General features: G+C 64.0%; 20 protein-coding genes and 1 tRNA gene. 5 read left to right on the forward strand and 16 right to left on the reverse strand.

All coding sequences use genetic code 11. From position 1 onward, the window contains the following. Positions 1 to 67 precede the first annotated feature (67 nt). Complete coding sequence (locus CWO89_RS21590) at positions 68 to 1,090, reverse strand: methionine synthase (RefSeq protein ID WP_130580764.1); 1,023 nt, start codon at positions 1,088 to 1,090, stop codon at positions 68 to 70. A 100-nt stretch (positions 1,091 to 1,190) separates the two neighbouring features. Between CWO89_RS21590 and CWO89_RS21595 the strand changes: the two genes are divergently transcribed. The 3 genes from CWO89_RS21595 (at position 1,191) to CWO89_RS21605 (ending at position 3,631) form a co-directional block, all read left to right on the forward strand. Beyond that, entirely contained in the window at positions 1,191 to 1,892 is a 702-nt protein-coding gene (locus CWO89_RS21595; protein WP_130580779.1) for a glutathione S-transferase N-terminal domain-containing protein, read from the forward strand. Positions 1,893 to 2,045: 153 nt separating this feature from the next. Beyond that, positions 2,046 to 2,657, forward strand: coding sequence for a 2-hydroxychromene-2-carboxylate isomerase (locus CWO89_RS21600; RefSeq protein WP_130580765.1), 612 nt, complete (start codon positions 2,046 to 2,048; stop codon positions 2,655 to 2,657). Further along, positions 2,657 to 3,631 (forward strand): NADPH:quinone oxidoreductase family protein, encoded by a 975-nt coding sequence (locus CWO89_RS21605; protein ID WP_130580766.1) that lies wholly within the window; start codon positions 2,657 to 2,659, stop codon positions 3,629 to 3,631. Before CWO89_RS21600 ends, CWO89_RS21605 begins: the two co-directional genes overlap by 1 nt. Before the next feature lie 120 nt (positions 3,632 to 3,751). On the opposite strand, the gene CWO89_RS21615 is transcribed toward CWO89_RS21605, so the two are convergent. The 10 genes from CWO89_RS21615 to CWO89_RS21660 form a co-directional block, all read right to left on the reverse strand. Next, positions 3,752 to 4,267, reverse strand: a complete 516-nt coding sequence (locus tag CWO89_RS21615; RefSeq protein WP_130580767.1) for a hypothetical protein — start codon at positions 4,265 to 4,267, stop codon at positions 3,752 to 3,754. A 38-nt stretch (positions 4,268 to 4,305) separates the two neighbouring features. Further along, positions 4,306 to 4,980, reverse strand: a complete 675-nt coding sequence (locus CWO89_RS21620) for an esterase/lipase family protein (RefSeq protein ID WP_130580768.1) — start codon at positions 4,978 to 4,980, stop codon at positions 4,306 to 4,308. Further along, positions 4,977 to 5,867, reverse strand: a complete 891-nt coding sequence (locus tag CWO89_RS21625; protein WP_130580769.1) for a crotonase/enoyl-CoA hydratase family protein — start codon at positions 5,865 to 5,867, stop codon at positions 4,977 to 4,979. The genes CWO89_RS21620 and CWO89_RS21625 overlap by 4 nt, the downstream gene beginning before the upstream one ends. A 147-nt stretch (positions 5,868 to 6,014) precedes the next feature. Continuing rightward, positions 6,015 to 7,436, reverse strand: coding sequence for an amidase (locus CWO89_RS21630; protein ID WP_130580770.1), 1,422 nt, complete (start codon positions 7,434 to 7,436; stop codon positions 6,015 to 6,017). Next, positions 7,429 to 8,601, reverse strand: a complete 1,173-nt coding sequence (locus CWO89_RS21635; RefSeq protein WP_130580771.1) for a M20 aminoacylase family protein — start codon at positions 8,599 to 8,601, stop codon at positions 7,429 to 7,431. Before CWO89_RS21635 ends, CWO89_RS21630 begins: the two co-directional genes overlap by 8 nt. Positions 8,602 to 8,608: 7 nt before the next feature. Then, on the reverse strand, positions 8,609 to 10,132 hold the full coding sequence (locus tag CWO89_RS21640) for a M81 family metallopeptidase (protein ID WP_130580772.1): 1,524 nt from the start codon (positions 10,130 to 10,132) through the stop codon (positions 8,609 to 8,611). A 214-nt stretch (positions 10,133 to 10,346) separates the two neighbouring features. Further along, entirely contained in the window at positions 10,347 to 11,987 is a 1,641-nt protein-coding gene (locus CWO89_RS21645; RefSeq protein ID WP_130580773.1) for an ABC transporter ATP-binding protein, read from the reverse strand. Positions 11,988 to 12,129: 142 nt separating this feature from the next. Beyond that, positions 12,130 to 13,020 carry an ABC transporter permease gene (locus CWO89_RS21650; RefSeq protein WP_130580774.1) on the reverse strand — a complete coding sequence of 297 codons (891 nt, stop codon included), beginning with the start codon at positions 13,018 to 13,020 and terminating at the stop codon, positions 12,130 to 12,132. Continuing rightward, positions 13,020 to 13,961: an ABC transporter permease gene (locus CWO89_RS21655; RefSeq protein ID WP_165421269.1), complete on the reverse strand. Its 942-nt coding sequence runs from the start codon at positions 13,959 to 13,961 to the stop codon at positions 13,020 to 13,022. Before CWO89_RS21655 ends, CWO89_RS21650 begins: the two co-directional genes overlap by 1 nt. A gap of 244 nt (positions 13,962 to 14,205) precedes the next feature. Next, positions 14,206 to 15,336: a M20/M25/M40 family metallo-hydrolase gene (locus tag CWO89_RS21660; protein WP_130580775.1), complete on the reverse strand. Its 1,131-nt coding sequence runs from the start codon at positions 15,334 to 15,336 to the stop codon at positions 14,206 to 14,208. A gap of 268 nt (positions 15,337 to 15,604) precedes the next feature. Between CWO89_RS21660 and CWO89_RS21665 the strand changes: the two genes are divergently transcribed. Beyond that, complete coding sequence (locus tag CWO89_RS21665; protein WP_130580776.1) at positions 15,605 to 17,209, forward strand: ABC transporter substrate-binding protein; 1,605 nt, start codon at positions 15,605 to 15,607, stop codon at positions 17,207 to 17,209. Positions 17,210 to 17,286: 77 nt separating this feature from the next. On the opposite strand, the gene CWO89_RS46020 is transcribed toward CWO89_RS21665, so the two are convergent. The 4 genes from CWO89_RS46020 to CWO89_RS21675 all read right to left on the reverse strand — a co-directional run bounded on the left by CWO89_RS46020 (position 17,287) and on the right by CWO89_RS21675 (position 18,849). Beyond that, entirely contained in the window at positions 17,287 to 17,442 is a 156-nt protein-coding gene (locus CWO89_RS46020) for a hypothetical protein (RefSeq protein WP_165421270.1), read from the reverse strand. Between the two features lie 89 nt (positions 17,443 to 17,531). Further along, positions 17,532 to 17,702, reverse strand: coding sequence for a hypothetical protein (locus tag CWO89_RS46025; protein WP_165421271.1), 171 nt, complete (start codon positions 17,700 to 17,702; stop codon positions 17,532 to 17,534). 677 nt (positions 17,703 to 18,379) lie between these two features. Then, a complete protein-coding gene (locus CWO89_RS21670) occupies positions 18,380 to 18,643 on the reverse strand; it encodes a DUF3551 domain-containing protein (RefSeq protein WP_394570176.1) in 264 nt (87 codons plus the stop codon). A 119-nt stretch (positions 18,644 to 18,762) separates the two neighbouring features. Beyond that, positions 18,763 to 18,849: transfer RNA gene (locus CWO89_RS21675), tRNA-Leu, on the reverse strand. 219 nt (positions 18,850 to 19,068) lie between these two features. On the opposite strand from CWO89_RS21675, the gene CWO89_RS21680 reads away from it, so the two are divergent. Next, positions 19,069 to 19,491 (forward strand): twin-arginine translocation pathway signal, encoded by a 423-nt coding sequence (locus CWO89_RS21680; RefSeq protein WP_130580777.1) that lies wholly within the window; start codon positions 19,069 to 19,071, stop codon positions 19,489 to 19,491. Between the two features lie 7 nt (positions 19,492 to 19,498). Here CWO89_RS21680 and CWO89_RS21685 read toward each other — a convergent pair. Beyond that, positions 19,499 to 20,478 (reverse strand): FAD-dependent monooxygenase (locus CWO89_RS21685; RefSeq protein ID WP_130580778.1); only part of this gene is annotated, 980 nt, incomplete at its 5' end.

Consider the following 20,478-nt stretch of genomic DNA (forward strand, 5'->3'; position numbering starts at 1 on the left):
CGGCCGCGTCCGCGTTTACGAGCGGTCCCGGGTTACGCTGGCGCTCCACCCGGGCTACGGGGCTACATCAGCCGAGCCGCTGCCGCGCCAGTTTTGCACCCGCGCCGAGCGCCATCAGCTTGGCTTCCGCGATGTCGCGCCGCATCGGCGCCATGCCGCAATTAGTGGTGGCGACGATGTTGCTCTTCGGCACGAACTTCGCGACCGCCTCGATCACCTCAACCACGTCTTCCGCGGTCTCGACCACGTCGCTCGCGACATCGATCACGCCGGCCTGGACGATCTTGCCCGGCAGCAGCGCGAGCAGCTCGATCGGCACTTTGGAGTTGCGGCATTCGATCGCGACCTGCTGGATCGCGCTCTTGTCGATCACAGGAAAGGTCTCCTCATATTGCCGCCACTCGCTGCCCAGCGTCTGCTTCCAGTCGGTGTTGGCCTTGATGCCGTAGCCGTAGCAGATGTGCACAGCGGTCTCGCAGGTCAGCCCCTCTGCGGCGCGCTCCAGCGCCTTGATGCCCCAGTCGCGGACTTCGTCCATGTAGACGTTGAAGGCGGGCTCGTCGAACTGGATCATGTCGACGCCGTCGGCTTGCAGCGCCTTCGCCTCTTCATTCAGGAGCTCGGCAAAGGCGAAGGCCATCTTGACCCGGTCGCCGTAATATTTGTCGGCGATGGTGTCGATGATGGTCATCGGGCCGGGCAGGGTGAATTTGAGCTTGCGCGTCGTGTGGGTGCGGGCGACGCGGGCTTCATCGGCATGGACACGGCCCTTGAGCTGCAGCGGCGCGACCACCTGCGGCACCATGGCCTTATAGCGGTCCTTTCGGATGCCCATCTCAACCTTGTGGGCGAAATCGATACCCTCGACCTTTTCCAGGAAGCCGTGGACGAAATGCTGGCGCGCCTGCTCGCCCTCGGTGACGAGATCGATTCCGGCATCTTCCTGCAGCTTGAGCGCCAGCAGGGTGGCGTCGCGCTTGGCGCGCACAAGCTCGTCGCCTTGCGCCTTCCAGGGCGCCCACAGCGTGTTGGGTTCGGCCAGCCATTCCGGTTTCGGCAAGGAGCCTGCGATCGTGGTCGGAAACAGCATGTCTGGCCTCCCTCGGTTCGGATTGAGCGCCTGTCTGCCATGTCTTATGATCGGCGTACAGAACAACAAGCGTCTTTATGACGGGACCTTTGGGGAAACCATGATCGACCTCCACTACGCGCCGACGCCGAACGGCTGGAAGATCTCGATCATGCTGGAGGAACTCGGGCTTCCCTATCAGGTCATCCCCGTCAATATCCGCGCCGGCGAGCAGTTTCGCCCGGAATTTCTGGCGATCAGCCCGAACAACCGGATTCCGGCGATCGTCGACCATGCGCCCGCCGACGGCGGCGAGCCGTTCTCGGTGTTCGAGACCGGCGCGATCCTGATCTACCTGGCGGAGAAGACCGGCCGCTTCCTGCCCGCGGATATGCGCGGCCGCTCGGGGGTCATCCAGTGGGTGATGTGGCAGATGGGCGGGCTCGGGCCGATGCTCGGCCAGCACGGCCATTTCGCGCTCTACGCCGCCGAAAAGATCCCCTATGCGATCGAGCGCTACCGCGACGAGGCGGCGCGGCTCTATGGCGTGCTCGACCGTCAGCTCGGCAAGACCGGCGCCTATATCGCCGGCGACTATTCGATCGCCGACATCGCCTGCTTTCCCTGGACCATGACCCACAAGGGGCAGGGTTTTACGCTCGACGACTACCCGAACATCAAGCGCTGGTACGCCCTGGTGCGCGCCCGGCCGCAGGTGCAGGGCGGGCTTGCGATCGGCAAGTTCGTCAAGGAACCGTTCGACGAGGACGCGCGCAAGAACATGTTCGGCCAGCGCGCCAAGGAGATGTTGGGGAAGCAGTAACTACCCGTCATTCCGGGGCGCGACGAAGTCGCGAGCCCGGAATCCATTTCGCCGTTGGCGCATGCGGATCAATGGATTGCGGGCCTGCGCCTTGCGGCGCATCCCGGAATGACGAAAATGGACACAAGGGATATCACAACAGGAAACGCCATCATGATCGAATTCTTCTTCGACTGCTCCAGCCCCTGGACCTATCTTGCCTTCCACAACATCCAGCCGCTGGCAAAGGAGTTCGGCGCGGAGATCTCCTGGCGGCCGATCCTGGTCGGCGGCATCTTCAACACCGTCAATCCGAGCGTCTATGCCTCGCGTGAAACGCCGGTGCCGCTGAAGGCGCGCTACATGAAGAAGGACCTCTCCGACTGGGCACGCTCGGCTGGCCTTGCGATCAAGATGCCGCCGACTGTATTTCCCGTGAACAGCGTCAAGGCGATGCGCGGCTGCATCTGGCTCGGCAACGACAAGATGCTGCCATTCGCGCGCGCGGTGTTCGAGGCCTATTGGGGCGACGACAAGGACATTTCGCAGGATGCGGTGCTGACCGAGATCTGCAACAAGGTCGGCATCCATCCGGCAAAATTCTTCGCCGGCGTCAGTGAGCAGGCGATCAAGGACCAGCTCAAGGCCAACACTGACGAAGTGATGGCGCGCGGCGGCTTTGGCTCGCCGACCATCTTCATCGACAAGACCGACATGTATTTCGGCAACGACCGCTTGCCGCTGATCCGCGAGGCGTTGGAGCGCAAGAAGGAGCGGGCAGCCTGATGCCGAAAGCCGTCGTCTGCCGCGAGCTCGGCCCGCCCGAGCGCCTGCGGCTGGAAACATTTCCGCCGGCGCGATTGAAGTCGGGCGAGGTGCGCGTCGCGATCCGCGCCGCGGGCATCAACTTTCCCGACGTGCTGATGGCGGCGGGCGAGTATCAGCTCAAGCCGCCATTGCCGTTCACGCCGGGCATGGAAGCCGCCGGCGACGTGGTCGAGGTGAATGACGCAGGTCACGTCAGGGTTGGCGACAAGGTCATCGTGAAGATGCGCCATGGCGCCTTCAGCGACGAGGCGGTGGCTGCGCCGTCGCAGCTCACGCGGATGCCGTCGACGTTCGATTATGCTGAAGGAGCGACCTTCCTCGCCGCGCATGGCACGGCCTATCACGCGCTGATCGACCGTGGCCAGCTCAGGCACGGCGAGGTGCTGCTGGTGCATGGCGCCGGCGGCGGCGTCGGCCTCGCCGCGGTCGAGATCGGCAAGCTGCTCGGCGCCGTCGTGATCGCGGCCGCATCCAGCGAAGAGAAGCTTGCGATCGCGAAGGCGAGGGGAGCGGACCATCTTGTGCTCTACGAGCGCGAGCCGTTCCGCGATGCAGTGAAACGCATCACGGATGGCAACGGCGCCGACGTCGTGTTCGATCCGGTCGGCGGCGAGGTGTTCGAGAACTCGATGCGCTGCATCAACTGGGGCGCGCGGCTGCTCGTCATCGGCTTCACCGGCGGCATCGGACTTGCCCGCACCAATCTGTTGATGATCAAGGGCGCCAGCGTGCTCGGCATCCGTGCCGGCGAAGCCGTGCGCCGCAATCCGGCGTTGGGCGAGGTGCGCATCAAGGCGCTGACCGAATGGGCGGAAGCCGGCAAGGTGCGCCCGAACATCTCGCACCGTCTGCCATTGGAGGATGTAGCGAAAGCGATGCGCCTGTTGCTGGAACGCAAGGCGATCGGCCGCGTGGCGTTGATGATGGGGTGATTCTTCTCTGTCATGCCCCGCGAAGGCGGGGCATCCAGTACGCCGCGATCTCTCGGTGAATCTCAACCGCCTCTGGAATACTGGATCACCCGCCTTCGCGGGTGATGACGGGTACTGGCCTCACTTGCCCGCCTGCGCGTAGCCGAGACACGCCCGCACGATCTGGCCGCAGACGGCGTCTCGCGCCTCGCCGATGTCGGTATTCCCCGCATATTGCACCTCCGCGACCTTGCCGCCGACGAAGCGGAGTTGCACGCGGCAATATCCGGTCAGAGGTTGTCCGCCGATGTTCAGCCCGGGCGGGATCGTGAGGGCCGGCGGCGCGATTCCGCCGGGCGCGCTGGCGGCGTGCTCATACATCCAGATTTGGCCGGTGCCGTCCTTGGCGGTTCCAGTCGGCAGCCCCGCGCACATCCGGATATTTGATTGACTAAGTCCGATCAGGCTTTCCCTGCCGCGTCGCGCCCATTCGGCTTCCCGTTCGGCACAGCCGCCCAGGACGAGGGGTGCCAGGATAAGCATCCGCAGGCAAAGTCGCATCGGCACCGATTCAGTGACGGGGTTCGCACAGACGATATCGCGTTGCGGATTTGCAGTGCAGTGGAAGTGCTGCTCGCCTCCATGCGCGATCGGCATGGATCAAAAAGCGAGGTGGCACGTTATCGCTGCCCACTTTAGGAATTCGCTGTGAACTTTCCTTCCCGCAGGAACGTGATCGTCTGCGCGATCGCCTCGTCACTGCGCACCAGCCACGGATGCGACGTGCGTACGACAATATGATCGGTCATGCCGTCGAGCTTCGTGTTCGCGACCGACACACGTCCGTCATGCGGACGGGGCAGGAAGGCCGAGGCGACCGGGTAGATCGAGCGCTTCCCGGCGATGATGCCGACCGGATACTCGATCGGCGGCAACAGCGCCATGGTCGCGGCATCGCGCAGCGTGCCGAGCTGCTGTCCGGCGGGGCCGAAGAATGCGCGGTAGAGCACGACGTTCTTCAAGCGGTCCGCAATCTCGCTGCCGCCATTGGGCGTGCCCAGCATCACCACGCGACCGAGATTTGGCGGCCGATGTTTGGCGAGATAGACGCGCGTCAGCAGCCCACCCATGGAGTGGCAGACGACGTGCATCTGGCCACTGAGACGGCTAGCGAAAGTTTTGATATCGGGATGAATGTCTGCGGCCAATGCCTCGAGCGCCTTGCGGCGGCTGGCGTAATCGAGATTGAGCGTCGCATATCCGGAACGCGCGATCGCGCTTTCCATCTTGCGGAACGAACGGGCTGTCCGGCTGATGCCGTGCAGGAGGACGACGCCGTCCTGTGCCGGCGTCGTCGCAGGCGTGCTCACTTATATTCGCGCTCCTGCCACCACGGGAAATAGTCGGGCATGTCGGACGAGACCTTGTTCTTGAACTGCGCGGGGCGTTTCTCCAGGAACGAGACGACGCCTTCCTTGACGTCGTCCGAACGGCCGCGGGCGTAGATGCCGCGGCTGTCGACCTTGTGCGCTTCCATCGGATCGTCGGCGCCAAGCATGCGCCACATCATCTGGCGGATCAGTGCCACCGAGACCGGTGCGGTCTTGGCGGCGATCTCCTTTGCCAGCGCGCGGGCGGTCGGCAACAGCTCTTCCGGCGGCACCACCTTGCTGACGAGACGGCCCGCAAGCGCCTCCTGCGCCGGGAAGACGCGGCCGGTGTAGCACCACTCCAGCGCTTGTGAGATGCCGACGATGCGCGGCAGGAACCAGCTCGAGGCCGCCTCGGGCACGATGCCGCGCTGGGAGAACACGAAGCCGAAGCGCGCGGCCTCGCTCGCGATGCGGATATCCATCGCGAGCTGCATCGTGACGCCGATCCCGACCGCAGGCCCGTTCACCGCGGCGATCACCGGCTTGAGGTTCTTGAAGATGCGCAGCGTCACCTGGCCGCCGCCGTCGCGCACATTGGGATCGCTATAGTCGACCGCGCCGCTCGCCAGCCGCTTCACCGGTCCGCGCCGCGCGTCGCGATCGAAGGTGTTGGCGCCCGAGGAAAGGTCGGCGCCGGCGCAGAAGGCGCGGCCCTCGCCGGTGACGATGATGGCGCGGATGCCGTCGTCCTTGTCGGCGGCATCGAAGGCGTCGATCAGTTCCTGCTGCATCGTCGCATTGAAGGCGTTGAGCTTGTCCGGGCGGTTCAGCGTGATCGTGAGGATTTGCTCGGCGACCTCGTATTTGATCGTCTCATACGCCATGGTTGTTTCCTTCCTCTCTATATTGTTGGGTCGCGGCAAAAGCCATCGTCATGCCCGGGCTTGACCCGGGCATCCACGTTCTTGCTTCATCGCAAGCGTATAGACGTGGATGGCCGGGACAAGCCCGGCCATGATGGAGTGTGCGGATTATTTCGCCGGCGGCTGCGGCCAGGGCCGTTGCGGGCCGCGCAGGGCCTCGAAGGCCTTGCCCATGCCGAGCACGCCGATGTCGTCGAAGCGGCGGCCGATGATCTGCACGCCGATCGGAAAGCCATTCTTGTCGTAGCCGCCGTTGATCGACAGCGCCGGGTTCTCCGACATATTCCACGGCACGGTATAGCAGATGTGCTCGAACGGCTTGTCGGGATCGTTGAGCGGTGCGGCAAGTTCGGCCGCGAAGTTCACCACCGGCGAGACCGGCGAGATGATGTAGTCGAAATCGCAGAACAGTTTGGCTGCGGCAGCGCGGATCGCCATGGTCTGGTTGAAGCCGCGGATCACGTCCACGCCCGACAGTTTCGCGCCGGCCTCGCCCCATTTGTAGATATAGGGCAGCACCTTTGCGCGCTCTTCCGCTGATAGTTTCGACAGATCGTCCCACATCCGCGCGCGCCAGAAATTGTCGAGACCCTCGAGCATTTGCCGCGTGAAGAAGCCGTCGACCTCGGTGACGACGGCGCCGGCGGATTCGAAGGTTTTCGCCGCCTTCACCACGACGTCGCGCACTTCCTTCTCGAGCGCCTGGCCGACGTCGAGATCGAGCATCAGGCCGAGGCGCATCTTGCGCGGCGACTTCTCCAGCGTCTTCCAGTTGATCTCATGCGCCGGCAGGCTCATGCCGTCGCGGCGGTCCGGTCGCGACAGCACGCTCATCATCAGCACGGCGTCATCGACGATGCGGGTCATGGGCCCAGCGACGCGGCCGAGATAGGGCGGATCGATCGGGATGCGCCCGAGGCTCGGCTTCAGCGCAACCAGGCCGCACCAGCACGCCGGCAGCCGCACCGAGCCGCCGATGTCGGTGCCGAGATGCAGTGGGCCGTAGCCGGCTGCAGCGGCCGCACCTGCGCCCGCGCTCGAGCCGCCTGGATTCTTGCTGAGGTCCCAGGGATTGCGGGTGAGGGGATGGAACGAGGAGAGTCCCGAGGACAGCATGCCGTAATCCGGCATCGTGGTCTTGGCGAAGATCACCGCGCCCGCCTCGCGCAAGCGCGCGGCGGGCGGAGCGTCTTTCTCGGCCGGCACGTGCTTGACGCTGGCCGCGCCCAGCGGCACCGGCTGGCCCTTGGTGGCGACATTGTCCTTGATCGTGACAGGCACGCCGTCGAGCGTACCCATCGGCTCGCCAGCCTGCCAGCGGTCGGTCGAGGCCTTGGCCACTGCGCGCGCGCCCTCCGGGTCGTACAGATAGAGCGCCTTGATGTGCGGTTCCCACTGCGCGACATGCGCGATCACCTCGTCCAGCACCTCAAGCGGTGAGAACTGCTTGGCGCGGTAGCCCGCGATCAGGTCGATCGCGGAAAGATCGTGCAGCGAGGTGACGGCGTCTTCGGGGGCTGGTTTATGCATGGGCACCTACCGGCAAACGAGTCTCGATGATGCGTGCGAACATGCTGGCGCCAACAGGTAGAATCTTGTCGTCGAGGACATAGCCGGGATTGTGCACCGGCACCGAGCCGTCATGGCCGACCCAGAAATAGGCGCCGGGCACCGCCATCATCATGTCGGCAAAGTCCTCGCTGCCCATCTTCGGCTGCGAGCGGGTGATGACCTTCGATGGATCGACCACGGTGCGCGCGACCTGCTCGACCACCCGCGACTGTTCTTCCTGGTTGACGAGCACGCTGAAACCGTCGCGGATGTCGACGGTGATCTCGACCTGGAATGTCGCGGCAATGCCGGCGCAGATCGTGCGCATGCGTTCGCGGATCAGTGCGCGCACCTCGTCGGAGAAGGCGCGCACGGTGCCGCACAGCTTCGCGTCGCCGGGAATGACGTTGTAGGCCGAGCCCGAGTGGATTTGCGTGATCGACAGTACCGCCGCCTGCAGCGGATCGACGTTGCGGCTGACGATGGTCTGCAGCGCCTGGCCGAGTGTCATCGCGATCACGACGGCATCCTTGGAGCGCTCCGGCATCGCGCCATGCGCGCCGTAGCCCTGGATGGTGATGTCGAAGAAATCCGCGCCGGCCATTGCCGGCCCCGGCAGGACCGCGATCTCGCCGTGGTCCAGATCAGGCGCGTTGTGCAGGCCATAGATCTCGTCGCAGGGGAACTTTTCGAACAGCCCGTCCTTGATCATGGCGCGGGCGCCGCCAAGGCCTTCCTCGGCCGGCTGGAAGATGAAATGCACGGTGCCGTCGAAGTTGCGGGTTTCGGCGAGATAGCGCGCACTGCCGAGCAGCATGGTGGTGTGGCCGTCATGGCCGCAGCCATGGAAGCGGCCGGGAATGGTCGAGCGCCATTTCAGGTTGGTGTTTTCCTCCATCGGCAGCGCGTCCATGTCGGCACGCAGGCCGATGCGCTTGTCGCCGTTGCCCTTGCCCTTGAGCACGCCGACCACACCGGTGCCGCCGAGGCCCCGATGCACCTCGATGCCCCAGCTCGCGAGCTTCTCGGCGACGATGCCGGAGGTGCGGACCTCCTCGAAGCCGATCTCGGGATGGGCATGGAAATCCCGACGGATCGCCGTGAGTTCGTCGGCAAAGCCTTCGATGCGTTCGATGGTGGGCATTTGGTCCTTATCCGGTTGAACGTGATGTGTTGACAGGCGCGAAGGCGGGGCCGTTCGGCTTGATGCGGATCCCTGCCCGCAATTTGGTCCACGGCAGCGACGCGGTGTCGGCCGGCATCGCGCCGGGGGCAGCGCAGATCAAGAGCTTCTCGGCGATCGGCTCGAAATCGGCGCGGAAATGCACTGAGCTCTTGTTGACGAGGATCGCCTGTTCGGTCGGCTCGATGCCGACATAGCGGTACATCGACTGGTCCGCGAGCTGCGCCTTGTGCGAGCTGACGACCACCCTGACATCGCCGATGCGCAGGCACGCCGATGGTCCCATATCCATGTCGCGGCCGCCGTAATAGGGGCCGGGCGCCACGAACTTTCCATCCGAGAGCTGCTCGACGACAAAGGTTTCCTTGTAGGGCGCGTCGTCCGGAATGCCCGACTTGCCGCCGAGCGCGAGCGTTACCGTGGCGCCGACGCCCGCGGCATGCGCGGCCTTTGCCGACTGGGGATCGTAGATCACGCCGGTTGCGGCGCGGGTGGCATTGTTGCGCACCAGCGCCCGCAGCATGCCCGTGGTGTCGGAGTCGCCGCCGGCGCCGGGATTGTCCTGGGTGTCGGCGATGATGACCGGCCTGGTCGCGGCCTTCGCCAACGCCATCGCATGGCGCACGCCGTCGTCGGGCGAATAGATGCGGCCGTCGAAATCGTCCTCATGACCGGCGATCAATGCGACAAGCTTGTCGGTGGCGGCATCGGCGTCGGCCTGTGTCGTGCCATAAGCGAACACGCTCGGCCCGCAATGTTCAAAATCGGCCGCGGGAAAGCCCGGCGCAAAGGACAGGGTCGGTACCGCATCGCTCTCCATCGCAGCGAGCTTCTCGTAGATGCCCCTGGTCGGCTGGTCGTTGGTGCATTGCCAACTGATCGGGATCAGGAACGGCAATTGCCGGAATGCCTTGGCGAAACGCTGCCTGGTCTTCAGCAGCAGTGCGAGATGTCTTGCGGACGCGCGGCCGGTGTCGGCCATGTCGACGTGAGGGTAGGTGCGGTAGGCGATCAGCGCATCGGCATGCTCGACCATTTCAGGCGTGACATTGGCGTGCAGATCGAGGCTCGCGATCAGCGGCAGGTCGTTGCCGATCACCTTGCGCACGCGCGCCAGGATCTCGCCTTCACCGTCGTCCAGGTGCTCGGTCACCATCGCGCCGTGCAGGTCGAGATAGACGGCGTCGAGCGGACCTGCATTGGCGATGCCGTCGACCATCTCCTTGACGATGCGCTCGAACGCATCTTCGGTCACATGCGCCGACGGGCTTGCGCCGCACGAGATCGTCGGAATCAATTCCCAGCCATTGGCTTCGGCCGCCTCGACGAAGCCGGCAAGCCCGACATTGATCTTGCGCATCACCTTCAGCACGTCGGCGCCATGCGCCATCGATGGCCAGCCGCCGCCATGCACGAAATCATCATAGGTCGCCTTGGTCGGCGCAAAGGTATTGGTCTCGTGCAGGAAGCCGCCGACGGCGATGCGGGTCATTGATCAAGGTCTCTCGGTTCGTGAAGGGCGACGTTAAGCGTGTCGCTGCGGCCAGCGCAAGCGGCGAAGCATTCCGGATTTGCATGCCGCATGGGCGTTGGGAATTGGCTCATGCGCCCAGGCCGTCATTGCGAGGAGCGCAGCGACGAAGCAATCCATGTCCCCGCAAGTGGCGGCATGGATTGCTTCGCTTCGCTCGCAATGACGGGCGGGACTACTCCGCGGCCTCGGCCACGGGCCGAAAATTGGCAAAATCCCAGCCGCGGCCGGGTGCGGCATCAAGTAGCGCCTTGGTATAGGCCTCTTTCGGGTGAGTAAGCACTTCCGCCGCCGGCCCCTGTTCGACGACGCGGCCATGCTGCATCACAACGACATCGTCGCAGATTTGCGCCGCAACGCGCAAATCGTGGGTGATGAACAGCAGCGCAATGCCGAGCCGCTTCTGGATTTCATCCAGAAGATCCAGCACCTGCGCCTGCACGGAGACGTCGAGCGCGGACACCGCCTCGTCCGCTACCAGCACCTCAGGGTCGAGCGCGAGCGCGCGCGCAATCGCAATGCGCTGGCGCTGGCCGCCGGAGAACTGGTGCGGATAGCGCGAGATCGCGTCCGCCGGCAGGTGCACCAGCTCGAGCAGTTCGCGCGCTTTGCTCAGCGCCTGCTTGTGCGGCATGCCGTAATTGATCGGGCCTTCCGCGATCGACTCGCCGACGGTGACGCGCGGGTTGAGCGAGCGATAGGGGTCCTGGAAGATGATCTGGATTTTCTTGCGGTGCGGCTGCAGCAGCCGCCGCGACAGTTCGGAGATTTCGCGGCCGACCAGCCGCACGCCACCGGAGGTCGGGTCGATCAGGCGCACGATGCAGCGCGCCACTGTCGATTTGCCTGAGCCGCTCTCGCCGACGATGCCGAGCGTGCGGCCCTTGCGCAGCGTCAGCGTGACATCCTTGGCGGCCGCGACCTCGCGGACTTTGCCAAGGAAGGAGCGCTCGCGATAGACCTTGCAGAGCTCGTTGGCCTCCAGCACCACCGGCTCCCTGGTCTCCTCGCGCGGTGACCGCGGCACCAGGCTCGGCACCGAGGCCAGCAAGTTGCGGGTATATTCCATCGACGGATTGCGCAGGATGCCGTCCAGCGGCCCGCTCTCGACCAGCCGGCCGTGACGCATTACCGCGACGCGGTCGGCGATCTCCGCGACCACGCCCATGTCGTGGGTGATGAACAGCACCGCGGTGCCATGGTCGCGCTGCAGGTCGCGGATCAGCGTGAGGATCTGCTTCTGCGTGGTGACGTCGAGCGCGGTGGTCGGCTCGTCCGCGATCAGAAGCTTTGGCTCCAGCACCAGCGCCATCGCGATCATGATGCGCTGGCGCTGTCCGCCGGAGAGCCGGTGCGGATAGGAAGCGAAGATGCGCTCCACATCCGGCAGCCGCACCTGCTCCATCATCGCCAGGATCTTCTGCCGCCGCGTGCGGGCGTCGAGATCGGTGTGCACGCGCAGCACTTCGTCGATCTGGCGGCCGACCGGCACCACCGGATTGAGCGCCGTCATCGGCTCCTGGAAGATCATCGCCATCCTTGTGGCGCGCAATTGCCGCAAGCGCCGGTCGCTCGCGCTGAGCAATTCCTCGCCCACCAGCTTGACGCTGCCGCCGGTCGGGATCAGCGAGCCCTTCTGCAACAGGCCCATCACCGTGAGCGAGGTCACCGATTTGCCGGAGCCGCTTTCGCCGACCAGACACAGCGTCTCACGCTCGCGGACCTGTAGCGAGATGCCGTCGATGATGCGGCTTGCGCCCGGCTTCTTACCGAGGGCGACGACGAGATTGTCGATGTCGAGGACGGTGTTGGTCATGCACTCACTCTCTCGTCATTCCGGGGCGCCCGCGAAGCGGGTGAGCCCGGAATCCATTTCTCAGCTTGCGCTCGTGGCCTGATGGATTCCGGGCTCGCGCTTCGCGCGCCCCGGAATGACGGCTTCAAATGCTTTGAAGCCGTCACTTCCCGCTCCCCCGCTGCTTCATGCGCGGATCGAGCGCATCGCGCGCGGCGTCGCCGATCAGGTTCACGGAGAGGATCGCGATCGACAGCAACAGGCCGGGCCAGAAGATCAGGGACGGCTTGATCTGAAAATAGGCGCGTCCTTCGGCCATGATGTTGCCCCAGGTCGGCGTCTCCGGCGAGATACCGGCGCCGAGGAACGACAGGATCGCTTCGGTGAGCACGGCGGAGGCGCAGACATAGGTGCCCTGCACGATCAGGGGCGCGATCGTATTCGGCATCAGATGGCGCCACATGATCTTCGGCAGGCTGGAGCCGAGCGAGATCGCGGCTTCCACATAGGGCTCCTCGCGCGCGGTGAGCACCACCGAGCGCACCAATCGCGCCACCCGCGGCACCTCGGGAATGGTGATCGCCACCAGCACGGTCCAGATGCTTGCGCCCGACAGCGAGACCACGGCGATGGCGAGCAGGATGCTCGGGATCGCCATCAGGCCGTCCATGATCCGCATCATCACCGCGTCGACCCATTTGAAGAAGCCGGCGACGAGACCGATCACGAGCCCGATGCTGATCGAGAACACGGCGGCGCCGAGGCCGATCAGAAGCGAGATCCGGCCGCCATAGATGATCCGTGACAACAGATCGCGGCCAAAGGCGTCGGTTCCGAGCGGGAATTCGGCGCTGGCCGGCTTCAGCCGCAGCGCCGGTGCGAGCTGCACCGGGTCGTGCGGCGCCAGCAATGGCGCGAAGATCGCGATCAGGATGATCAGCGACAGGCAGATCGTCGCCACCGTCATGATCGGCGTCGAGGTCAGGAATCCGAAGCGTGGCCGCAGCGGCGTCGTGATCGGGAGCGACGGCTCGGGGAGGGTATCGATCGCCATCAGTAGCGGATCCTTGGATCAAGCAGGGTATAGGCGAGGTCGATCAGCAGGTTGACGGCGACATAGATGCCTGACGTCAACAGGATCATGGCCTGGATCACCGGATAGTCGCGCGCCAGCACCGCATCGACGGTGAGGCGGCCGATGCCGGGCAGATTGAACACACTCTCGGTGACGACGACGCCGGAGATCAAAAGCGCAAAGCCGCTGCCGATCACGGTGATGACAGGCACTGCCGCGTTGCGCAGCCCATGCCGCAGCAGCACGCCCATCTCGCCGATGCCCTTGGCGCGTGCGGTGCGGATGTAATCCTCACCCATCACATCAAGCATTGAGGCGCGCGTCATGCGTGCGATCAGCGCGACATAGATGAAGGACAAAGCACAGGTCGGCAGGATGATGCGCTGGAAGAACGGACCGAAACCTGCGGCAATGCTCTTGAAGCCCTGCACCGGCACCCAGCGCAGGTCGATCGCGAAGATCTGGATCAGCACGTAGCCGATCACGAACACCGGCACGGAGAAGCCGAGCACGGACAGTCCCATCACGAAGCGATCGATCCAGGTGCCGTGCCGCCAGGCCGCGATCACGCCGAGCGGCACCGCCACCACGATCGAAAGCACGATGGTGGAGAGCGCGATCGAGATCGAGGGCTCGATGCGCTGGCCGATCATCTTCAGCACCGGCACGTTCGAGATCAGGGATACGCCGAGATCGCCGTGCAGGAGTTTTCCGATCCAGGTCACGAACTGGACATAGATCGGCTCGTTCAATCCAAGCGAGGTGCGGATGCGCTCGAGCTGCTCGGGCGTTGCGTTGTCGCCGGCGAGGATCGCCGCAGGATCGCCCGGCGTCAGCCGCAGCAAGAGGAACACGAACAGCGCCACCACGCCCATCACGGGAATAGCGGCAAGGATTCGGCGAAGCAGATATCCCAGCAATGTCGATCCGTCAGATTAGGGTCATTAGGAGTGACGTCGGCCGTTAACCTGAGTTCCGTCACCAGCGTAGCATTTCAGCAATTCCCGTGCCATCGGGCGCCGATGCGTCTTCAAACCTCCGTCATTCCGGGATGCCCCCGGAATGACCCGTCACAGCTTGGAGGTAGCGTAGCCCGGATGGAGCGCAGCGCAATCCGGGTCTTCGCTTCCCCGGGTTACGCTTTCGCTTCACCCGGGCTACGTGTCACTGCAAGGTCGCCAATAACCCTGCCATCAGCCGGCCGCGCTCGGCAAGGCTGTCGACCTCGATATGTTCATTGAGCGTGTGTGCATCGGCACCGCGCACGCCGAGTCCGTCGAGCGTCGGCACGCCCATCGCTCCGGTGAAATTGCCGTCGGAGCCGCCGCCCTTGCTGCCATGGGGCAGCCTCAAGCCCATCCCTTCCGCAAGCGCGCGGGCCTTTTCGTAAAGCGCCATGGTGCCGGCATCCGGCTCCCAGACCGGGCGGGTGACGCCGCGCGTCACCGTGAAGGTGACATCATTCGACGTGCCCGACAGCGCCAGCATGCGCTCGACGCCGCGGTCGAGATCGGCCTGGCGCTTGGCCATGCTGAGTGCCTCGCCGGTGCAGGTGGTGGCGACACAATTGACCCATCGGCCGCCATGGACGATGCCGACCGAGAAGGTGCAATCTTCCGTGGTCATGCCGTCGATGGCGAGGATCTGCCGCGCCATCTCGCGGATCGCTGAACGGCCGGAGGAAAGCGTCGCGCCGGCGTGGCTCGGCCGTCCCGTTGCCTCCAGGTTGAAGCGCGCGATCGCATAGCGGCCGGTGACGACGCCATTGTCGGCGGTGCCGGGCTCCGGCACCAACACATATTTATTGCGCGCGGCTTCCGCCTCGATGATGTCGCGCGTCGAGGGCGTGCCGACTTCCTCGTCCGGCGTGAACAGCACAGTGATCGGCAAGGGCGTCGTGAACGACGCGCGGGTCAACTGCCGGATTGCTTCCAAAGTTAGATAATTGCCGCCCTTCATGTCGAAGATGCCGGGCCCGAAGCATTTATTGCCTTCGCGCCGCCACTTCAGCTTCTCGATGGTGCCGACCGGGTGCACCGTGTCGAGATGACCCGCGATCAGGATGCCGGGTTCGCCGAACTTCGGATGGGGAAAGCGCGCGCGCACGCAGCCTGCAAAGCCTTGGCGGCCGGCGATGCGCTCGATCGTCGCACCCATGATCGCCATCTCGCGCGCCGCAACGTCGAGCATGCGCTCGACGGCCGCCGCGTCCCAGGTCGGACTCTCGCACTCCACCCAGCTACGCAGGCCCTGCAACATCACTTCGGAATCAAAGGGAAGATTGGCTGGATTCATGAGGTCTCTCTCTTCGTTGCTGCAGGTGCGTAACGCAGTCAGATCGCGATTATCGAAATCGGCCTTTCGAAGTTGTAGCGTCAAACGCGGCGAGCCGCATCATTCGTTTGTGTACATCCGATCTCGACCAAAACCGGATTGACGCAATACACGCTTGGTGCAAGTCTTGAATCTGCAGGTCTTGCAGCATGTTAGTCCGCACAAATAACGGACCGATTGCACAACGAATAAGCCGGCATTGATCAGTTTCACGTCAGGAGAGACATGAATGTTCCAAACGTCCAGTTGGAAGCGCAGAGCGCTGACGTCAGCGTTATCTATCGTTGCGCTCTCGGTGGCGCTGAGCGCGCAGGCGCTCGCGGCCGGCAAGACCATCACCGCGGTGATGCATTCGGATTTGCGCGTGATCGATCCGATCATGACCACGGCCTACATCACCCGCGATCACGGCTACATGGTCTATGACACGCTGCTCGCGACCGACTCCAATTTCAAGATCCAGCCGCAGATGGCGGACTGGAAGGTCTCCGACGACAAGCTCACTTACACTTTCACGCTGCGCGACGGATTGAAGTGGCATGACGGCACGCCGGTGACGGCGGAAGATTGCGTCGCCTCGCTGCAGCGCTGGGGCAAGGTCGACGGCATGGGCCAGAAGCTGATGGACTTCACCGCCAGCCTCACCGCGACCGACGCCAAGACCATCACGCTGAAGCTGAAGGAGCCCTACGGCCTAGTGCTGGATGCGATCGGCAAGCCGTCGTCACGCGTGCCGTTCATGATGCCGAAGCGTCTCGCCGAGACACCGCCGGACAAGGCGATCCCCGAGCAGATCGGTTCCGGCCCATTCAAGTTCGTGCAGGCCGAATTCCAGCCGGGCGTGAAGGCGGTCTATGAGAAGTTCAAGGACTATGTGCCGCGCAAGGAGGCGCCGAGCTGGACCTCCGGCGGCAAGGTGGTGAAGGTCGATCGCGTCGAATGGATCACCATGCCTGACGCGCAGACCGCGGTGAACGCGCTGCAGTCCGGCGACATCGATTTCATGGAGAACCTGCCTTTCGACATGCTTCCCGTGCTGGAGCCTAACAAGGATCTCAAGATCGAGGTCTTGAACAAGTTTGGCTTTCAGACGCTGGGACGCATGAACTTCCTTTATCCGCCATTCGATAATGTGAAAGTCCGTCGCGCCGCGTTCCTGGCGATGAACCAGAAAGACGTGCTTGATGCGTTGGTCGGCAATGCAAAGTACCAGAAGGTCTGCGGCGCCTTCTTTGGTTGCGGAACCCCACTTGAGACCGAAGTCGGTGCTGAGACCCTGGTGAAGGGCAACGGCATGGCCGAAGCCAAGAAGGCGCTCGCCGAGTCCGGCTATGACGGTACGCCCGTCGTGGTTATGGCGCCCGGCGACGTGACCACGCTGAAGGCTCAACCGATCGTCGCTGCGCAATTGCTGCGCGATGCCGGCTTCAAGGTCGATCTGCAGGCCACCGATTGGCAGACGGTGGTGACCCGCCGCGCCAGCCAGAAGCCGCCGAAGGAGGGCGGCTGGAACATGTTCTTCACCAACTGGGTCGCGGCCGACGTTGCCAATCCCATCGTCAACGCTTCCATTACCGGCCGCGGCAAGAACGGCGGTTGGTTCGGCTGGGCAGAAGATGCCAAGATCGAAGAGCTGCGCGACAAGTTTGCCCGTTCCGCCTCGCTGGACGAGCAGAAGAAGATCGCCGCCGAGATCCAGAAGGAGGCCTATGACCAGGTGATGTACGTTCCGCTCGGCCAGTATCTTGTCCCGGCTGGCTGGCGCAAATCGCTCACCGGCGTGCTCGACGGCCCGGCGACGCCGATCTTCTGGAACATCGACAAGAGCGAGTAGGGCGCTTCATCGAACGGAAAGCAAAATGGCCGGGCTCAGACCCGGCCATTTTCATTTCAAGCGTAGCTCGTGTTCACTCAGCAGTGACTCTCGCGCACGCGCTCCAGCCCTTCATTCAAGAGCGGCGGAGCGGGTTCCGGCAGCGAAGCCGGCGTGCGCGTCTCTTGCTTCTGCTCGCGCGGTTCCGGATGCTGTTCCGCCGCCTGTTGTTCCCCTGGATAGTCTTTCGCCATGTCATCGCACTCCAATGCTGCATCACAACATTTTCGGCGAGAGAATGTTCCGGGCCGCTGCGCGCGGCGATGGTCTCTAATCTCCAAATTTACGGGAACACAGTCATCGTCGCGAAATCGCCGAGTGCCGTACCTGGCGACATCGAGGCGGCGTACAACGCGACGAGAAACAGCCTGGATAAGAACAGAGCACCAATGATGATCGCTACGCGGCCGATCCAGGCTGTCTTCGCGAGCCGATCCTGCTCCGAACTTGCCATCGTCACATCTCCAATCCATACGCGTTGAGATTTGACAGCCGCAAGATTGCGGTCGGCGCGCAAAGACTAGTTTTCGATGGCAAGCGTTGATGTGAACCCAGCCACACCTGACGGGAACGTGATGAGGGAGCGTGCGCGAGCGTGTTGTCGCCGTGTAGCAACTCGAACGTTCTCGTGCTCCCGCAAGCAATCAAAGCGTGCTGAGCTTGCGCTTTGCGTCGAGTCGTTTCGGACTATCTTGTGAGAGTGCGCGCAGTGACGCGATCCGATTCATCATGGTCTCTCGCTCAAGAACCTTGGGCTAGGCGAGTGACTAATCATTCTCTACAGACCGCGTTCGCGTGCGTCTTGGAGAGCCTTGTTGCGCATCTCGGTGAGCACAGTCTCAAGCTTGTTGACGTCAGGGCGACTGAACTCGTTGTACTCAGAGAAGAGAAGGTCAGCGAGCTTGCGTCGTGCCTTATCGTCAGAGAGCTTGGCGATTTCGCGGACTAGGCCCGCGGCACGGGACGAGTAGACGTCTCGGCCATGTGTGACAATGTCCGTGTACGGGTGATCTCCTGGCTTTCCATTTGGCATACACCTCCTCCCGATACTTCTCGGCGGCGTCCTTCTGCAGCTCAGATCTACACTTCTTGGGTCGATGCGTCACGCCACCAAGTTTATAAGTGCACGGCCTAGCGCGACTTGCTCGCGCGACGCTTTTTGCGCGGAACGGGCTTGGCATAGTAAGGATTGACCACGCACTGAGCCGCCCGGCCTGAGGCCGATGCCTGGCACTGGGGTATCGAGGTGTAGCGACATTCGAAGTAGTAATCCACCATGCCCTGGTAGACCTGCAGGCAGACCGGATAGTTCGGATCATAGGTCTGAGCTTGGGTAGGCGTTGCCCTGCTGAGCATCACGACCGTCAGGATAGCCAAAGCCAGAATGCGCATCATGATATCCTCATTCCTGATCGGTTATGGTCTGGGTCCAGACCGCCTTGTGCTGGCTGACTTGCCGGCGCTGGTCGTATCGTCGTGGGTAGCCAAAGGATTCAAAAGGCGCCTGATTCGATTGGTGCGGGCGGTGGGACTCGAACCCACACGACGTTGCCATCGAGGGATTTTAAGTCCCTTGCGTCTACCAATTCCGCCACGTCCGCGTTCGTCGGGAGAGGGATATCTAGCGCGTTTGGTGGCGAAGTGGAAACAGGATAATTGTCGCCGAATACATGTTATTTCAACAGTTTAACGCGGAACGCGACAGCGCGCGAAGTCTTGCGGATCGCGCCGCGCGGTCTCCGCCGTCCCGCGCCAGCCTCAATCCCGACATTTCCCGCTGCTTTAGCCAATCTCAACACTTAACCGTTTACCAAGGCGCCATGTCCATCCGCACCTTCCGCCACCTGCCGCCGCGCGCGGCCGTGACCGCCGCGCTGCTTGCACTTGGCGGCCTGCTTTGCGGTTGCGCCCAGATGGGCGAGACGCTCAGCCCGGCCTTCGTCGATCCCGCCAAATACGATCTTTACGATTGCAAGCAACTCGAGACCGAGCGCACGACGCTGGCGGCGCGCGCGGCGGAGTTGCAGGGGCTGATGTCGAAGGCGGAGACCGGCGTCGGCGGCGCCGTTGTGTCGGAGGTGGCCTACCGCAACGATTACGTCGCGGTGCGTGCCCAGCAGAAGCTCGCCGAGGAAAACTGGCGGCGCAACAAATGCCATGAGACGATCGTGGCGGCGCCGGCGCCGATCGTGCCACCGGCGCCGCCTGCGCCCGCCAGAGGAGCGCGTTCGTCAGCGCGGTGAGCCGCCTTCACGCCCGCCAATCATAGATCCAGTCCTGCCGCGCCAGCATTCGCTGCGGGCCCATCGCCCGGATGACGAGATCGCGCGTGAGCGCCATCGGTCCGGTGAGGTGATAGATGCGCCCCTGTCGCTGCGCGGTGCGCCGTACCCGATCGACGCGCCCGCGGCGCAGCCTGGTGTAGCGCTTCAGCGCAGCGGGAATGCCGGAGATATCCTCGCCGGTGCAGCCAGAGAGGCAATTGGCAAGCACGGCGGCATCCTCGATCGCCATGCCCGCGCCTTGCGCGGCAAAGGGCAGCATCCCATGCACGGCGTCGCCGAGCAGGGCGACCGCGCCCGCGCTCCATTCGCTGACCTCCGGCATCGTGAACAGCGCCCAGCGCCGCCATTCCTCGACCGCGCCGATCAGCATCTGCGCGGTGGCGGGCCAATCCGCGGAGAACGCGTTCTTGATCTCGTTGGCATTGCCGGCCTCGCTCCAGCCCGGCCGGTTCCAGGTTCCCGGCACGATCGCGACCACATTGATCCGGCGTGCCGCGGCAATCGGATAGGCGACCAGATGCGCGTTCGGTCCCATCCAGAGTTGCACTCGCGGCGAGGTGTATTCGCGCGGCAGCGCCTTCGCATCGAGCGTGCCGCGCCAGGCGATCAGGCCGGAAAACCGTGGATGCAGTTCCGGGAACAGGCGGCTGCGCACGGACGACCAGATGCCGTCGGCGCCGATCAGCGCCGCCGCCAGCTCATGCTGCCGCGCGTCGCCGCAGCGCGCGGCCACCGTCAGTCCCCTGGCATGGTCGGCGACATCCTCGAACTGCCAGCCCAGGCGGAGTTCGATGTCGGGATGGTCCTCAACCTCTGCCTGCAGCGCTCCCTGCAAATCGGCGCGATGTATCACCCAATAGGGTGAGCCGGCGCGCGTGCTCGCGGCCTCGCCGAGCGGCAGGCGGGCGATCTCACCGCCGGCGCGCGCGCTGACGATGCTGATCG

The organism is Bradyrhizobium sp. Leo170, from assembly GCF_004296405.1.
Lineage (GTDB): Bacteria > Pseudomonadota > Alphaproteobacteria > Rhizobiales > Xanthobacteraceae > Bradyrhizobium.

Coding starts and splice junctions, on each gene's coding strand:
- CWO89_RS21590 (WP_130580764.1), bottom strand. CDS start 1,090: ATGCTGTTTCCGACCACGATCGCAGGCTCCTTGCCGAAACCGGAATGG.
- CWO89_RS46025 (WP_165421271.1), bottom strand. CDS start 17,702: ATGGCAAGTTCGGAGCAGGATCGGCTCGCGAAGACAGCCTGGATCGGC.
- CWO89_RS21670 (WP_394570176.1), bottom strand. CDS start 18,643: ATGATGCGCATTCTGGCTTTGGCTATCCTGACGGTCGTGATGCTCAGC.
- CWO89_RS21630 (WP_130580770.1), bottom strand. CDS start 7,436: ATGCATAAACCAGCCCCCGAAGACGCCGTCACCTCGCTGCACGATCTT.
- CWO89_RS21650 (WP_130580774.1), bottom strand. CDS start 13,020: ATGGCGATCGATACCCTCCCCGAGCCGTCGCTCCCGATCACGACGCCG.
- CWO89_RS21595 (WP_130580779.1), top strand. CDS start 1,191: ATGATCGACCTCCACTACGCGCCGACGCCGAACGGCTGGAAGATCTCG.
- CWO89_RS21680 (WP_130580777.1), top strand. CDS start 19,069: ATGTCCATCCGCACCTTCCGCCACCTGCCGCCGCGCGCGGCCGTGACC.
- CWO89_RS21600 (WP_130580765.1), top strand. CDS start 2,046: ATGATCGAATTCTTCTTCGACTGCTCCAGCCCCTGGACCTATCTTGCC.
- CWO89_RS21635 (WP_130580771.1), bottom strand. CDS start 8,601: ATGCCCACCATCGAACGCATCGAAGGCTTTGCCGACGAACTCACGGCG.
- CWO89_RS21640 (WP_130580772.1), bottom strand. CDS start 10,132: ATGACCCGCATCGCCGTCGGCGGCTTCCTGCACGAGACCAATACCTTT.
- CWO89_RS21625 (WP_130580769.1), bottom strand. CDS start 5,867: ATGGCGTATGAGACGATCAAATACGAGGTCGCCGAGCAAATCCTCACG.
- CWO89_RS21665 (WP_130580776.1), top strand. CDS start 15,605: ATGTTCCAAACGTCCAGTTGGAAGCGCAGAGCGCTGACGTCAGCGTTA.
- CWO89_RS21605 (WP_130580766.1), top strand. CDS start 2,657: ATGCCGAAAGCCGTCGTCTGCCGCGAGCTCGGCCCGCCCGAGCGCCTG.
- CWO89_RS21660 (WP_130580775.1), bottom strand. CDS start 15,336: ATGAATCCAGCCAATCTTCCCTTTGATTCCGAAGTGATGTTGCAGGGC.
- CWO89_RS21645 (WP_130580773.1), bottom strand. CDS start 11,987: ATGACCAACACCGTCCTCGACATCGACAATCTCGTCGTCGCCCTCGGT.
- CWO89_RS46020 (WP_165421270.1), bottom strand. CDS start 17,442: ATGGCGAAAGACTATCCAGGGGAACAACAGGCGGCGGAACAGCATCCG.
- CWO89_RS21615 (WP_130580767.1), bottom strand. CDS start 4,267: ATGCCGATCGCGCATGGAGGCGAGCAGCACTTCCACTGCACTGCAAAT.